The following is a 13,657-nucleotide window of genomic DNA, read 5'->3' on the forward strand; positions in this document are numbered from 1 at the left end:
CCGCCGCGGGTCGTACGACCCGCGGCGGCGCTCCTTCTCGTCGGCCGTGCGTCCGCGGCCTACTGGATCGTGGCCGCGTCGATCACGAAGCGGTAGCGGACGTCGCTCGCCAGCACCCGCTCGTACGCCTCGTTGATCTCGGACGCCCCGATCAGCTCGATCTCGGCGCCGAAGCCGTGCGCGGCGCAGAAGTCCAGCATCTCCTGGGTCTCCCGGATGCCGCCTATGCCGGAGCCGGCGAGGGTCTTGCGGCCGCCGATCACCGAGAACAGGTTGAGCCGGACCGGCTCCTCGGGCGCGCCCACGTTCACGAACGCGCCGTCCGTGCGCAGCAGGGCGAGGTAGGCGTCCAGGTCCAGCGGGGCGGAGACGGTGGACAGGATCAGGTCGAAGGTGCCGCGCAGCGCCTTGAAGGTCTCCGGGTCGCTGGTGGCGTGATAGTGGTCGGCGCCGAGCTTCAGGCCGTCGTCCTTCTTGCGCAGCGACTGGGAGAGGACCGTGACCTCGGCGCCGAGCGCGTGCGCGATCTTGACGCCCATGTGGCCCAGACCGCCCATGCCGAGGACGGCGACCTTCTTGCCGGGGCCGGCGTTCCAGTGCTTGAGCGGGGAGTACGTGGTGATGCCGGCGCAGAGCAGCGGCGCGGCGACGTCGAGGGAGATGCCGTCCGGGATGCGCAGGGTGTAGTTCTCGTCGACGACGATCTTCTGGGAGTAGCCGCCGTAGGTGGGCTCTCCGTCCTTGCCGACGGCGTTGTACGTGCCGACGCCGCCACCGGTGCAGTACTGCTCCAGACCGGCCGCGCAGTTGTCGCACTCGCGGCAGGAGTCGACGAGGCAGCCGACGCCCACGCGGTCGCCGACCTTGAACTTGGTGACGCCGGAGCCGACCTCGGCGACGATGCCGGCGATCTCGTGGCCCGGGACCATCGGGAAGATCGCCTTCCCCCAGCCCTCGCGGGCCTGGTGGATGTCGGAGTGGCAGATGCCGGCGAACTTGATGTCGATCAGGACGTCGTGCTCCCTGACCTCGCGTCGCTCGATGGTGGTGCGCTCCAGCGGAGCCTTGGCGGCGGGAGCGGCGTACGCAACGACAGTGGTCATGCCGTGGTTCTCCTCGGGAGGGGGGTGTCCGTGCCGGCTCTCTTGTGCCGGGCACGGCGTCCAGCCTGCCCGATCCCGTGCGGCTCACCCAGATCACGGTCCTGCGTACGTCCGCCGGTCCTACCACTGGCGGGGTCAGGCTCCCCGTCGTACGACCGTCGATACTGGTTGTATGGATGAACACCCCTCCGCGGGGCCCGCCGGTGAGGCGGCCCGCCCTCTCGACCGGCGCGCCGAGCTGAGCGAGTTCCTGCGCAGCCGCCGTGCCCGGCTGAAGCCGGAGGACGTCGGGATGCCCGACTTCGGACGGCACCGCCGGGTGCCCGGACTGCGCCGCGAGGAGCTGGCCCAGCTGGCCGGGGTGTCCGTCGCCTACTACACGCGCCTCGAACAGGGCCATGGACGCAATGTGTCGGCGGAGGTGCTGGACGCGATCGCGCGGGCGCTGCGGCTGACGGACGCCGAGCACAACCACCTCACGCACCTCGCGAAGCCCAAGCAGCACAAGAAGAAGCAGACGAGCCGACCGCAGCAGGTGCGCGGCTCCCTGCGCCAGCTTCTCGACACGCTCGACGGCGTCCCCGCGTACATCACGGGCCGGCGCTCCGACGTGCTCGTCTGGAACCGGATGGCCGCGGCGGTCTTCGGGGACTGGTCGGAGCTGCCGCCGCAGGAGCGGAACTGGGCGCGCATGGCCTTCCTGAAGCCCGAGTACCGGGAGCTGTTCGTGGAGTGGGAGCAGAAGGCGATCGACATCGTCTGTCTGCTGCGCATGGACGCGGGCTGTCATCCGGACGATCCGCAGCTGGCCGCGCTGGTCGGGGAGCTGTCGGTGAAGAGCGAGGACTTCCGGCGGCTGTGGGCGACGCACGACGTGAAGGAGAAGAGCCACGGGGTGAAGCTGCTGCGGCATCCGCTGGTGGGCGACCTGGCGTTGCAGTTCGAGTCGTTCCGGCTGGCCGGTGACGGCGAGCTGGCGCTGGTCACGTATCACGCGGAGCCGGGGTCGGCCTCGGCCGAGGCATTGCGGCTGCTGGCGTCGTGGGGAACGGACGCCACCCGCGCGGGCTCGCCGTCGCCCCGGTGACCCGTTCTCCCCGGTCCGCGTCCCGGGTTCAGGGCCGGTACGGCGGTGCGGCTCCCCACGTCCACTTCGGTACGGGCTGCTCGGCCGGGGGTGTCGCGTCCGGGCCGGAGAAGTACACGGCCAGCCTCGTGCCCCACTCGGCGTAGGCGAGGAAGGCGGAGCGGAACTCGGCGTCGGTGGGCAGTCCCGCGTCGTCGGCGGCGTCCTGGAGCAGATTGACCCAGCGGCGGCGCTGCGGTTCGGTGATGCCCTTGCCCAGGTGTTTGGCGACCATGTGGCCGTGGCCGCCCTGGGTCTCGGAGTACGCGGGCGGGCCGCCGAAGACCTCGCCGAGCCAGAGGGCGACATGGGCCGCGTGTTCGGGCGCGAGGCCGGCGAACAGCGGCGCGAGGAGGTCGTCCTCGAGGACCTTGTCGTAGAACGCCTCGGTGAGGCGGGCGAAGGCCTCGGCGCCGCCCGCCCAGGCGTAGAGGGTGGGGACGGAGGCGCCCTGGCCCCGCACCGACGTGGGCTTGTAGTGGCGCATCTCCTCGATGTTCGGGATGTACGGGCGGATCTCGGCGAGGAAGTCCTGGAAGAGCTCGGAGGCGCGGAAGCCCTCGATGTGGTCCTCGGTCGAGGTCCAGGTGATCCTCAGGACGTAGTGCTCGAAGTCCTCCTCGCAGCGCGCGAGTTCGTAGTCGACGCACTGCGGGGCGGCGGCGAGCTGGACGGACGCGCGGGTGTAGGCGGCCAGGAACTCGGCCGACCGTTCCTCGGGGATGCGGTACCGGATGTATTCGACTGTCGAGACGGTCATGACCCCACACAAACACGGAAGGGCCACCGGAGGCTCGCTCTCCGGTGGCCCTTTCGCTGCGGGCTCATTCCCGTGCCGTCACCCGGGCCCGCTGCCGTGCGCTCGCCGCGGGAGAGGGGTACTACGCCCCCGCGTTCTCCTTGACGGTGATCTTCCCCTTGCGGATCGTCGCGAGGCGCGGGGCCTTCTTCGCGATCGCGGAGTCGTGGGTGACCATGATGAAGGTCAGCCCGTGCTCCTTCCACATGGCTTCGAGCACGTCCATGATCTCGTCGCGCATGGACTCGTCGAGGTTGCCGGTGGGCTCGTCGGCGAGCAGCACCTTGGGCTGCTTGACCAGGGCCCGGGCGATCGCGACGCGCTGCTGCTGGCCGCCCGACAGCTCGGCGGGCAGGTGTCCGAGCCGTTCGGCGAGCCCCACGGACTCCAGGGCCGCGGCGGCCCGCTCACGTCGTTCCTTCGCCTTGACCCGCAGGGGTACGAGCGCGGTCTCGACGTTCTCCTGGGCGGTGAGCGTGGGGATCAGGTTGAAGCTCTGGAAGACGAAGCCGATGTTCTCGCTGCGCACCTTGGTGAGCTTCGCCTCGGACAGCTTCGCCATGTCGACACCGTCGAGTTCGACGCTGCCCGCGGTGGGACGGTCGAGCCCGCCGAGCATCTGGAGCAGGGTGGACTTGCCGCCGCCGGTGGGACCCTGGATGACGAGCCGGTCGCCGTCGCCGATCGTCAGGTCGATCCCGGCGAGCGCGTTGATCGATTCCTTGCCCCGCATATAGCGCTTGGTGACGCCTCTGAGTTCGTACATGGTGTTACTCCTGGGATACGTAAGTACGTGAGGGGCGGGGCTTATTCGACGCGGCGCAGGGCGTCGGCGGGGCGCAGCCGGGAGGCGCGCCAGCCGCCGAAGGCACCGGCGATCAGGCCACCGGCCACGGCCAGGCCCACCGCTATGACGATGGTGTTGACGCTGACCGGCGCGGTGAGCGCGACGTCGAGGGCCTTGGAGGCGCTCTGCCGCGCCGGGCCGCCGAAGCCACCGCCGCCGAAGCCGCCGCCTCCGCCCGGACCGCCCGGACCGCCACGGCCCGCGCTCGCCACCTCTGCCGTGAGGCTGGGGCTGATCTCGGTGACGACGTAGGCGCCCGCGAGGCCGAGGGCGATGCCGAGGACGCCGCCGACCAGGCCGTTGACGATGGCCTCGCCGACCACCTGGCGGGTCACCCGGCCCGACTTCCAGCCGAGCGCCTTGAGGGTGCCGAACTCGCGCACGCGGCGGGAGACGGCGGAGGAGGTGAGCAGACCGGCGACCAGGAACGCGGCCACGAGCACCGCGATCGACAGCCACTTGCCGACGTTCGAGGCGAGGTCCGAGGCGGTGGACAGGGAGCCGGAGACCGTGTCCGCGAGGTCGGCGGAGGTGGTGACCGTCGTGCCCGAGATGTTCTTCTGGATGGTGCTCTTGACGCTGGCGATCTGCTGCGAGTCCGAGGCCTTGACGTAGATCGTCGTGACCTTGTTCTTGGAGTCGCTGAGCGTCTGCGCCTGCTGGAGCGGGATGTAGAGGTTGGCCGCCGCGTCGCCGCTGTCGGGGGTCGCGATGCCGATGATCTTGAACTTGACGCCCTTGACGGTGACGGTGCCGCCGAGCTTGAGCTTCTTCTCCTTGGCGTACGACTTGTCCGCGACGACGACCTTGGCGTTCGTCTCGGAGGTCTTGAACGTACGACCGCTGGTGATCTTCGACGAGGTCAGCGGGCCCAGGGCCGGCTTGGTGACGTCGGTGCCGTAGACCGAGTAGTTGTTGACGTCGAAGTTGGCGCCGCCGCCCTCGACGCGGCCCTGCGGGGCCCCCTGGCCGCCGCCGGGACCGCCCTGCCGGCCGCCGCCGCTGCTCGGGTCCTGCTTGAACTGGCCGCGCGTGAACTGGCCGTTGATGCGGATGACCTGGAGGCTCAGACCGCCGACGGAGTCCGCGACACCCTGCTGCGCGTCGACCTTGGAGACGGTCGAGGAGGCCAGGGTCTGGAAGCCCTGGACCATGACGCGGTCGCTGCTCTGTTCCTTGTCGGAATCGCTGTCGTTCGCGTCGAAGTTGAAGCGGGGGCGGTCGCTGGTGCTCTGGGCGGCGGCGGCCTTGGTGACCGTCATGTCGGTCCCCAGCCCGTACAGCGACTGCAGGACCTTGCCCTGGGCCTTCTCCATGCCCGAGGACACGGAGCTGACCACGATGACCAGGGCGATGCCCAGGGCGAGCCCGGAGGCGACGACGAGGGCCGCCTTTCTGCGGCGGCGCAGTTCGCGCCTCAGGTAGGTGAAGAACATGCGCCGCAAGCTAGTTACGGCGCGTGATGAAGGAATAAGGCCGAAATAAGAGAACCATGAGAAGGCTGTGGCCGGGCCCAGAAACCCATGGGAGGGACCGGTGCGGCGGGCGGGTCCACGGGAGGACGCCGACCCGGGAGGGGCACCCGGACACGCCGGCCCGGCGGGCCCCGGACACGCCGATGCGGCGGCGGCCCGTGGGGGCCACCGCCGCATCGGTGTTCGTTCGCGCCTCGGCCGGCCGTCGGGCCGTGCCTCGGTCTCAGGCGGCCGAACCGGCCTTCCAGGCCGCCCAGTCCAGGTTCCAGCCGTTGAGGCCGTTGTCCGGGGCGATGGTCTTGTCGCCGGTGTTCTTGACGACCACCACGTCACCGATCAGCGAGTGGGTGAAGAACCACGCGGCGGGCGTGTTCGGGTCGTTGGCACCCTTCGTGTCGGACAGGCCCACACAGCCGTGGCTGGTGTTGACGGAGCCGAAGATGGACTTCGCGCCCCAGTAGTTGCCGTGGATGAAGGTGCCGGAGCTCGACAGGCGCATCGCGTGCGGCACGTCCTTGATGTCGTACTCGCCCTTGCCGTCGTCGTTGGTGAAGCCGACCGTCGAGCCGTCCATCCGGGTCTCCTTGAACTTCTCGGAGATCACCATCTGGCCCTCGTAGGTGGTGTTCTCGGGAGAGCCCGCGGAGATGGGGATGGTCTTGACGACCTTGCCGTCCTGGGTGATCTGCATCGTCTTGGCCTTGGCGTCGACGACGGAGACCTGGTTGCGGCCGATCTTGAAGGTGACCGTCTTCTGCTGCACCCCGTAGACACCGCTCGCGCCCTGGACCCCGTCGAGGTCCAGCTTGAGGGTGACGGTGGAACCGCCCGTCCAGTACTTCTCGGGACGGAAGTCCAGGCGGTTGGCGTTGAACCAGTGCCCGACGACCTCCTGGCCGCTGCTGGAGGAGACGGTGATCCCCTTCTGCACCGCGGCCTTGTCGGTGATCGCCTTGTCGAAGTTGATCGAGACCGGCATGCCGACACCGACGGTGGAACCGTCCTCGGGCGTGAAGTTGCCGATGAAGCTGTTGGCCGGGGAGACCGTGGTGAACGACGCGTTCTCGTGGGCCGTACGGCCCTCGGAGTCGGCGGCCTCGGCAGCGATCTTGTACGTGGTGGCGCGCTCGAGCCGGTTCAGGGGCTTCCAGCTCTTCTTGTCCGCCGATATCTGACCGGCGACGGCGGTGCCGGACGCGGTCTTCATCGTGACGGACGTGAGCGAACCCTTGGCGACCGTGACGGTGGTGCCGTTGTTGATCGAGGCGTTGTTCGAGCCGTCCTTGGGCGTGATCTTGATCTGGGCCTCGGACGTCTTCTTGGCCGCCGCCTCGTCGACCTTGGCCTGCGACGAGGAGTCGCCACCGTCCGAGCCGCCGGCCTTGTCCCCGCCTCCGCTGCACGCAGAGAGCACCAGCACCCCGCCGAGCAGTGCGGACGCAGCCATAAGACGCTTGCGCCGCTTACTGTTCGTCATCACACGCTTCTCCATCGTCACCGATTCCCGAAAAGGACCACGGGAGGCCCGTAACAAACTGAACGCCCCAACTGGTTCGCGCCGTTCCACTTCACACGGAAGTGTGTCCCACGCCACGTCCACCGCGTCCGGGGACGCGGCCCGGAGCCGTGCGCGGGAGTGGTACGGGAACGGCCGGTGTGTCACCGGAACGAGGAAGCCCCGGACGGCGGTCGCCGGCCGGGGTCATGTCCCCCGGACCGCGTCAGCCGCGCGCGCCTTCCTCGTCGTCCTCGTCGGCATCATCCTCGTCGGCACCCCAATCCGGCGAATCGGGATCATAGTCAATGGGCTCGCTGCTCCAGGAAGCCTGCGCGAGCTCGACGCCGGGCACCTCACTGACCAGGTCGAACGGGTCGACGAGATAGGCGAGGGCCTCCGCAGTGTCTTCCGTCACCGCACCCTCGGCGTGCGCCCTTTCGTCGGCCGGCATGTCCGCGTCGTCGCCGATCCGGTCCAGCGCCGCCCGCGTGACGGCGTCGGCGTCGTCGATCTCCAGCACGATTTCGACACGGAGCCGGACAAATCGTGAAGTCTCAGGGGTACTCATGGGAGGGAGCGTACGGCCCGCGGCATGCGCGACTTTCCCGCGACCCGCGCCTTTCATTAGCATCGCACCGCACAGCCAATTCGTAAGCGTCACAAGGGGATCGATATTTCGTGTCCGCCGCACGTCGATCGTTGCTGACCGCCACCGCAGCGGGGACCCTCCTGGGTGCCCTGTGGTTCGTCCCGTCCGCCAACGCGACCCAGGACGTGCCCACTCCGAGCACGACGGCGCCGGCGTCGACGCCGACCGTCACCGCGACGACACGAGCGTCCGCCGGTCCGGACGGCACCGGGACGCGCACGCTCTCCGGTGACGACGGGCCGCGCACGTCCTCCGGCGACGACGGGACCCGGCTCGCGGACACCGGCGCCGTGGACACCACGCCGTACCTCGTCGGCGGCACCCTCTTCCTCGCCCTGGGCGCCGGATTCGTGACGTACTCCGTGCGCCGGGAACGCCTGATCGCCTACTGACCGAACGCACCGACCGCGCGTCCGACGACCCCGGGGAAGCCATGCGAGAGCCGAGCGAGCTGACCGACGTCGAGGACCCGGCCTGGCCGCTGCTGTCCGAGGCGCTCGCCGCCAGCGGGGTGTCCATGGAAGTTCCCCCGGTGGACCCCGCCCTGGGCCGCGCGAGCCTGCACCAGCTCCAGGTCACCGCGCGGTCCTGGCTCGGCGGGATGGTGCTCAACTGCGGCGGTGTGGTGCTGGACAGCGGATGGCTGCGGATCTACGGCAGTCCGGCCGGGGAGGAGGAGCCGGCAGGGCTGCCCGGCGGCTCGACGGACCTGCCCTCGCTGGCCGAGGTCAACGGGTTCCCCGAGCACTTCGATCCGGACTGGCGCCCGCGGGACGACGGACTCGTCGTCGGCCACGACGTACTGGGCGGGGTGTTCGTCCTCAACGGCGCCGACCCGAAGTCCGCGGGGCGTCCCGGCCGCCCCGGCGAGGTCGTGTACTTCGCGCCGGACTCACTGAGGTGGGAGGCGCTCGAAGTGGGCCACGGGGCCTGGCTCCAGTGGCTCCTCACCGAGGGCACGGACACCTTCTACGACACCCTGCGCTGGCCCGGCTGGCGGGCCGAGTCCGGCGCCCTGACGGGCGCGCAGGGACTGTCCGTGGTGCCGTTCCTGTGGTCGGCCGAGGCGCGGCGCGATCTCCAGTCGACCAGCCGCCGCGCGGTGCCGCTGGCCGAAATCCTCGGCCTGCACCGGAACTTCGCCCTGGAACTGGACGGCGTGGACCCGGGTTTCCTCGGCGACGTCTGAACCCTCGCGGCGCACGGCCCGGTTCCTGGACGTCCCGCGCCCCCCGGAGCCGCGAGACGCCGATGACCGGCCGGTCCGGCCACCTCCGGCCGTGACCGGTCGCCGCCGGCCACGGCCGGGCCCGGACGAAGGGCCGAAGATCCGAGGACCGTGGTCCGCACGTGCGGCGGCCCCGCGCCCCGAGGCGGATGCCAGGGGTCACGGGGCCGCGGCGAAGCCGAGGGGATCCGGTCAGGTCAGGCGGCCCTGCGGCCGCCACCGCCCTGGCCGCCGTTCCGGCCGCCGCGCCGCGGAGCCCGCTCGTGACCGCCGGAGCGGCCCGCACCCGCGCCGCCACCGGCCTCGCCACGCCGGCCCGCGCCGGCGGAGGTGTCCGTACGACGGCCCTCGGCACGCCGGCCCGCGGCCGCGCTCCCCGCGTCCGTACGACGTCCGGCGCCGCCGCCGGCTTCCGTACGACGGCCCGTGCCGCCGCCGGTCTCGGCGCGTCGGCCCGCGGCCGCTCCCCCGGTGCCCGTGCGGCGTCCGGTGGTGGTGCCGCCCGCCGCGGCGCCCGCGTCCGCACCCGTGCCCGGACGTCCGCCGCGCTGCCTGCGGGCCCGGCCGTCCGGCGCGGTGGCCGCCGGGCGCGGCGCGCCGCCGCCGGTGGCGCGCCGCGTCCGGGTCCGTGCCTTCGGCGCCTCGACGACGGGCTGCGGGACCTCGATGACGACCGGGACGCCGGAGGGCTCGCGGGCGCCGGTGAGCCGCGCGAGCTCCTCGTCGCTCGAGGACACGCGGGTGGTGCGCGGGGTGATGCCGGCGTCCGACATCAGCCGGGTCATCTCCCGCTTCTGCTCGGGGAGCACCAGGGTGACGACGCTGCCGGACTCTCCGGCGCGGGCGGTCCGGCCGCCGCGGTGGAGGTAGTCCTTGTGGTCGGTCGGCGGGTCGACGTTGACCACGAGGTCGAGGTCGTCGATGTGGATGCCGCGGGCCGCCACGTTCGTGGCGACGAGCGCGGTGACCTGACCGTTCTTGAACTGGTCGAGGGTGCGGTTGCGCTGCGGCTGGCTGCGCCCGCCGTGCAGGGCCGAGGCCCGGACACCGCTGGCCAGCAGCCGCTTGGTGAAGCGGTCGGCGCCGCGCTTGGTGTCGACGAAGAGGATCACCCGGCCGTCGCGGGCGGCGATCCGCAGCGCGACCGCCTTCTTGTCGGTCTCGTCGGCGACGTGCAGCACGTGGTGCTCCATGGTCGTCACCGCGCCCGCGGACGGGTCGACGGAGTGCACCACGGGGTCGGTGAGGAACATCTTGACGAGCCGGTCGATGTTCTTGTCGAGCGTGGCCGAGAAGAGCAGCCGCTGGCCGTCCGGCTCGACCTGCTTGAGCAGCGCGGTGACCTGGGGCATGAAGCCCATGTCGGCCATCTGGTCGGCCTCGTCCAGGACGGTGACGGCGACCTGCCCGAGGTCGCAGTCGCCCCGCTCGATGAGGTCCTTGAGCCGCCCGGGAGTGGCCACCAGCACCTCGACACCGCGGCGCAGCGTGCCGGCCTGACGGCCTATCGACATCCCGCCCACGGCCGTGGCCACGCGCAGGTTGACGGCGGTGGCGTACGGGGTGATGGCGTCGTCGACCTGCTGGGCGAGTTCGCGGGTGGGGACGAGGACGAGCGCGAGCGGGCTGCGCGGCTCGGCGCGGCGGCCGGCGGTGCGGGCGAGGAGCGCGAGCCCGAAGGCGAGGGTCTTGCCGGAGCCGGTGCGTCCGCGGCCGAGCACGTCGCGCCCGGCGAGGGAGTTCGGCAGGGTGGCGCCCTGGATCGGGAAGGGCTCGGTGACACCCTGGGCCGCGAGGGTCTTGGTCAGGGCGGCCGGCATGTCCAGCGCGTCGAACGACTCGACCGCAGGCAGTGCCGGTGTGATCGTCTCGGGCAGGGAGAACTCCTGCGGAGGCGCGACCTTGCGGGCGCCGGCGCGGCCGGCTCCCCGGCCCGCGTTCCGCGCGGAGCCGCCGGACTGTGCGGCACGGGCGTTCGCCGGCCGCTTACGGACGGGACGTTCGGATCGAGTCATGCTGGATCTGGTTTTCCTTCCTGGGCCCACGGACTGCACACACAGCGCTCACCGACTGCATGAGCTGTCACAGCGCTGAGCCGGGACCCGCACCCGAAGGCGCGGGACCCGGCTCTGGAAAAGCGCGCTCGAACTAGGCGGGAACGATGTTCTCCGCCTGCAGGCCCTTCTGGCCCTGCGTGACGTCGAAGGTGACCTTCTGACCCTCGAGGAGCTCACGGAAGCCGGAGCTCGCGATGTTCGAGTAGTGGGCGAAGACGTCGGGGCCGCCGCCGTCCTGCTCGATGAAGCCGAAGCCCTTTTCCGAGTTGAACCACTTCACGGTGCCAGTAGCCATGTTGTTCTCCTGAACAGGTAGGGGTCCCATCCGGAGATGCACCGGGTAATGCCGGAGATGCCGGTAAAACAAAACGCGCCTGCGGAGGATTCCGATCAGGCGCACAAAGTAAATGGGTACCAAAAACGTATCAATGAGACAGTAGCACACCTCGGGACAAGGTGGCCAGGAGAGGCGTGTGGGCCGGGACACCCCCGGCCCACCCGCGACTCGCACCCGCAGGGGCCCTAGGCGAGCGGGCCGGTCACCGGCTCCACCGCGGCCACCACTCCGCCCGCGCGCACGAACGCGTCCGCCGCCTCCAGGTCGGGGGCGAGGAAGCGGTCCGGGCCGGGGCCCTGGACGCCGGCCGCGCGGACCGCGTCGATGACCGCGCGCGAGGCCGGGGCCGGGGTGAGGCCCTCGCGCAGTTCGATCGCGCGGGTGGCGGCGTACAGCTCGATCGCCACGATGCGGGTCAGGTTGTCCACCGCGGTGCGCAGCTTGCGCGCGGCCGACCAGCCCATGGAGACGTGGTCCTCCTGCATGGCGGAGGAGGGGATGGAGTCCGCGGAGGCCGGTACGGCGAGCCGCTTCATCTCGCTGACCAGCGCGGCCTGCGTGTACTGGGCGATCATCAGGCCCGAGTCGACACCGGCGTCGTCCGCGAGGAACGGCGGCAGGCCGTGCGAACGGTTCTTGTCGAGCAGCCGGTCGGTGCGGCGCTCGGCGATCGAGCCGAGGTCGGCGGCGGCGATGGCGAGGAAGTCGAGGACGTAGGCGACCGGGGCGCCGTGGAAGTTGCCGTTCGACTCGACGCGGCCGTCGGGCAGCACGACCGGGTTGTCGACGGCGGAGGCCAGCTCCCGCTCGGCGACCGTGCGGGCGTGCGCGAGGGTGTCCCGGCCGGCGCCCGCGACCTGCGGGGCGCAGCGCACGGAGTAGGCGTCCTGGACGCGCGGGGCGTCGTCCTGGTGGTGGCCGGTGAGCTCCGAACCCTTCAGCACGGCCAGCATGTTGGCGGCGCTGGCGCTCTGGCCGGGGTGCGGGCGGATGGCGTGCAGCTCGGGGGCGAGGACCTTGTCCGTGCCGAGGAGCGCCTCGAGGGAGAGCGCGGCGGCGACGTCGGCCGACTTGTACAGCTTCTCCAGGTCGGCGAGGGCCATGACCAGCATGCCGAGCATGCCGTCGGTGCCGTTGAGGAGGGCGAGGCCCTCCTTCTCGCGCAGTTCGACGGGGGTGATGCCGGCCTCGGCGAGCAGCTCGCCCGCGGGGCGCACGACTCCGTCGGGGCCTTCGGCGTCGCCCTCGCCCATCAGGGTCAGGGCGCAGTGGGACAGCGGCGCCAGGTCGCCGGAGCAGCCGAGCGAGCCGTACTCGTGGACGACCGGGGTGATGCCCGCGTTCAGGACGTCCGCCATGGTCTGCGCGACCTCGGGCCGCACACCGGTGTGACCGGAGCAGACGGTCTTGAGCCGCAGGAACATCAGCGCGCGGACGACCTCGCGCTCGACGCGCGGGCCCATGCCGGCGGCGTGCGAGCGGACGATGTTGCGCTGCAACTGGGCGCGCAGCTCCGGGCTGATGTGCCGGGTCGCCAGAGCGCCGAAACCGGTGGAGACGCCGTAGACGGGCTCCGGCTTCGCGGCCAGCGCGTCCACGATCTCGCGGGCCGCGGCGAGGGCCGCCACCGCCTCGTCGGAGAGCTCGATCCGGGCGCCGCCGCGCGCCACGGCGAGAACGTCGGACGCGGTCACCCCGGACGTCCCCACCACCACAGTGTGCATATCCATATTCAGGAGCGTACGCAGTGAATTCGATGATGTCACTAGTGGGCGGCGGGTTGACCCCTTACCCCGTCGTACGTCACAGCGGCGCTCCCGGGACCCGTCCGGCGGATCGCGCCGGAGCCGCGCCACGGACCGGCCGGTGGCGCCGCCGCCGTCACGCACGGGACCGGTCGCGCCGCCGTCACGTGCGGGGCCGGTCGTGCCGGCGTCACGTGCGGGGCCGGTCGCGCCGGCGTCACGTGCGGGGCCGGTCGTGCCGGCCGCGGAACCTGCGGCGTTCGCCCGCGGCGGGCGGCGGCGCGTCCGCGAGACGCACGACGGGATCGTCGGGGCCCTCGCGCCCGGCGACCACGGGCTTGGCGGCCCGGACGGCCTTCGCGCGGTACTGGGCCGCGTCCGCCAGCCGGAACAGCCGGCGCGCCGACCGTACGGGGCCGATCGGGTCCCCCGTCGAGGCGATCCCGCACGCCACGCCCTCCCCGAGCTCCAACTCGGCCGCGCGGCGGCAGAGTTCGTCGGCGATGCGGACCACGTCGTCCGTCGGCGGACCCACCGCCAGCAGACAGAACTCGTCGCCGCCCAGACGCGCCGCGAGGGTGCCCGGGAGCATCGCCCCGCACAGCGAGAGCACCGACCCGAACCGTTCGAGGAGCCGGTCGCCGACGGCGTGCCCCAGGGTGTCGTTGACGCGCTTGAGCCCGTTGAGGTCGCAGACGACGAGACTGACCACGGCCCCGTCCTCCTTGTGCCGCTCGACGGCCTCGTCGAGCCGTACGTCCACGGCGCGGCGGTTGGCGAGCCCGGTCAGGGA

Annotated in this window: 13 protein-coding genes; 3 read left to right on the top strand and 10 right to left on the bottom strand. The window is 71.5% G+C overall.

Going from position 1 to position 13,657, the window contains the following annotated elements; translation table 11 throughout:
* Window positions 1-59: 59 nt before the first annotated feature.
* On the bottom strand, window positions 60-1,103 hold the full coding sequence (locus CW362_RS39910; RefSeq protein WP_103554493.1) for an NAD(P)-dependent alcohol dehydrogenase: 1,044 nt from the start codon (window positions 1,101-1,103) through the stop codon (window positions 60-62).
* Between the two features lie 172 nt (window positions 1,104-1,275).
* Between CW362_RS39910 and CW362_RS39915 the strand changes: the two genes are divergently transcribed.
* Entirely contained in the window at window positions 1,276-2,190 is a 915-nt protein-coding gene (locus tag CW362_RS39915) for a helix-turn-helix domain-containing protein (RefSeq protein WP_103554494.1), read from the top strand.
* 28 nt (window positions 2,191-2,218) lie between these two features.
* Here the strand turns inward: CW362_RS39915 and CW362_RS39920 are convergent, their stop codons facing one another.
* The 5 genes from CW362_RS39920 to CW362_RS39940 all read right to left on the bottom strand — a co-directional run bounded on the left by CW362_RS39920 (window position 2,219) and on the right by CW362_RS39940 (window position 7,416).
* On the bottom strand, window positions 2,219-2,989 hold the full coding sequence (locus CW362_RS39920) for a group II truncated hemoglobin (RefSeq protein WP_103554495.1): 771 nt from the start codon (window positions 2,987-2,989) through the stop codon (window positions 2,219-2,221).
* Window positions 2,990-3,110: 121 nt separating this feature from the next.
* Window positions 3,111-3,794 carry an ABC transporter ATP-binding protein gene (locus CW362_RS39925; protein ID WP_037620535.1) on the bottom strand — a complete coding sequence of 228 codons (684 nt, stop codon included), beginning with the start codon at window positions 3,792-3,794 and terminating at the stop codon, window positions 3,111-3,113.
* Between the two features lie 41 nt (window positions 3,795-3,835).
* A complete protein-coding gene (locus CW362_RS39930) occupies window positions 3,836-5,311 on the bottom strand; it encodes an ABC transporter permease (protein ID WP_103554496.1) in 1,476 nt (491 codons plus the stop codon).
* A 262-nt stretch (window positions 5,312-5,573) separates the two neighbouring features.
* Entirely contained in the window at window positions 5,574-6,842 is a 1,269-nt protein-coding gene (locus CW362_RS39935; protein ID WP_103554497.1) for a L,D-transpeptidase, read from the bottom strand.
* A gap of 229 nt (window positions 6,843-7,071) precedes the next feature.
* Window positions 7,072-7,416, bottom strand: a complete 345-nt coding sequence (locus tag CW362_RS39940; protein ID WP_103554498.1) for a hypothetical protein — start codon at window positions 7,414-7,416, stop codon at window positions 7,072-7,074.
* A 110-nt stretch (window positions 7,417-7,526) separates the two neighbouring features.
* Here CW362_RS39940 and CW362_RS39945 point away from each other — a divergent pair, with 110 nt between their 5' ends.
* Window positions 7,527-7,889, top strand: coding sequence for a hypothetical protein (locus CW362_RS39945; RefSeq protein ID WP_103554499.1), 363 nt, complete (start codon window positions 7,527-7,529; stop codon window positions 7,887-7,889).
* Window positions 7,890-7,930: 41 nt separating this feature from the next.
* Window positions 7,931-8,686 (top strand): DUF2625 family protein, encoded by a 756-nt coding sequence (locus CW362_RS39950; protein WP_103554500.1) that lies wholly within the window; start codon window positions 7,931-7,933, stop codon window positions 8,684-8,686.
* Between the two features lie 236 nt (window positions 8,687-8,922).
* Here the strand turns inward: CW362_RS39950 and CW362_RS39955 are convergent, their stop codons facing one another.
* The 4 genes from CW362_RS39955 to CW362_RS39970 all read right to left on the bottom strand — a co-directional run.
* The gene (locus tag CW362_RS39955; RefSeq protein ID WP_103554501.1) at window positions 8,923-10,740 is read right to left on the bottom strand and encodes a DEAD/DEAH box helicase; all 1,818 of its coding nucleotides are present in this window, start codon (window positions 10,738-10,740) and stop codon (window positions 8,923-8,925) included.
* A 133-nt stretch (window positions 10,741-10,873) separates the two neighbouring features.
* Complete coding sequence (locus CW362_RS39960) at window positions 10,874-11,077, bottom strand: cold-shock protein (RefSeq protein ID WP_037620522.1); 204 nt, start codon at window positions 11,075-11,077, stop codon at window positions 10,874-10,876.
* 227 nt (window positions 11,078-11,304) lie between these two features.
* On the bottom strand, window positions 11,305-12,843 hold the full coding sequence (hutH, locus tag CW362_RS39965; protein ID WP_103554502.1) for a histidine ammonia-lyase: 1,539 nt from the start codon (window positions 12,841-12,843) through the stop codon (window positions 11,305-11,307).
* Between the two features lie 238 nt (window positions 12,844-13,081).
* Window positions 13,082-13,657 (bottom strand): GGDEF domain-containing protein (locus tag CW362_RS39970; protein WP_162684392.1); only part of this gene is annotated, 576 nt, incomplete at its 5' end.

This window comes from Streptomyces populi (assembly GCF_002911015.1).
In the GTDB taxonomy this organism is placed as follows: domain Bacteria; phylum Actinomycetota; class Actinomycetes; order Streptomycetales; family Streptomycetaceae; genus Streptomyces; species Streptomyces populi.

Coding starts and splice junctions, on each gene's coding strand:
- CW362_RS39930 (WP_103554496.1), bottom strand. CDS start 5,311: ATGTTCTTCACCTACCTGAGGCGCGAACTGCGCCGCCGCAGAAAGGCG.
- CW362_RS39940 (WP_103554498.1), bottom strand. CDS start 7,416: ATGAGTACCCCTGAGACTTCACGATTTGTCCGGCTCCGTGTCGAAATC.
- CW362_RS39935 (WP_103554497.1), bottom strand. CDS start 6,842: ATGGAGAAGCGTGTGATGACGAACAGTAAGCGGCGCAAGCGTCTTATG.
- CW362_RS39910 (WP_103554493.1), bottom strand. CDS start 1,103: ATGACCACTGTCGTTGCGTACGCCGCTCCCGCCGCCAAGGCTCCGCTG.
- CW362_RS39955 (WP_103554501.1), bottom strand. CDS start 10,740: ATGACTCGATCCGAACGTCCCGTCCGTAAGCGGCCGGCGAACGCCCGT.
- CW362_RS39960 (WP_037620522.1), bottom strand. CDS start 11,077: ATGGCTACTGGCACCGTGAAGTGGTTCAACTCGGAAAAGGGCTTCGGC.
- CW362_RS39950 (WP_103554500.1), top strand. CDS start 7,931: ATGCGAGAGCCGAGCGAGCTGACCGACGTCGAGGACCCGGCCTGGCCG.
- CW362_RS39920 (WP_103554495.1), bottom strand. CDS start 2,989: ATGACCGTCTCGACAGTCGAATACATCCGGTACCGCATCCCCGAGGAA.
- CW362_RS39915 (WP_103554494.1), top strand. CDS start 1,276: ATGGATGAACACCCCTCCGCGGGGCCCGCCGGTGAGGCGGCCCGCCCT.
- hutH (WP_103554502.1), bottom strand. CDS start 12,843: ATGCACACTGTGGTGGTGGGGACGTCCGGGGTGACCGCGTCCGACGTT.
- CW362_RS39925 (WP_037620535.1), bottom strand. CDS start 3,794: ATGTACGAACTCAGAGGCGTCACCAAGCGCTATATGCGGGGCAAGGAA.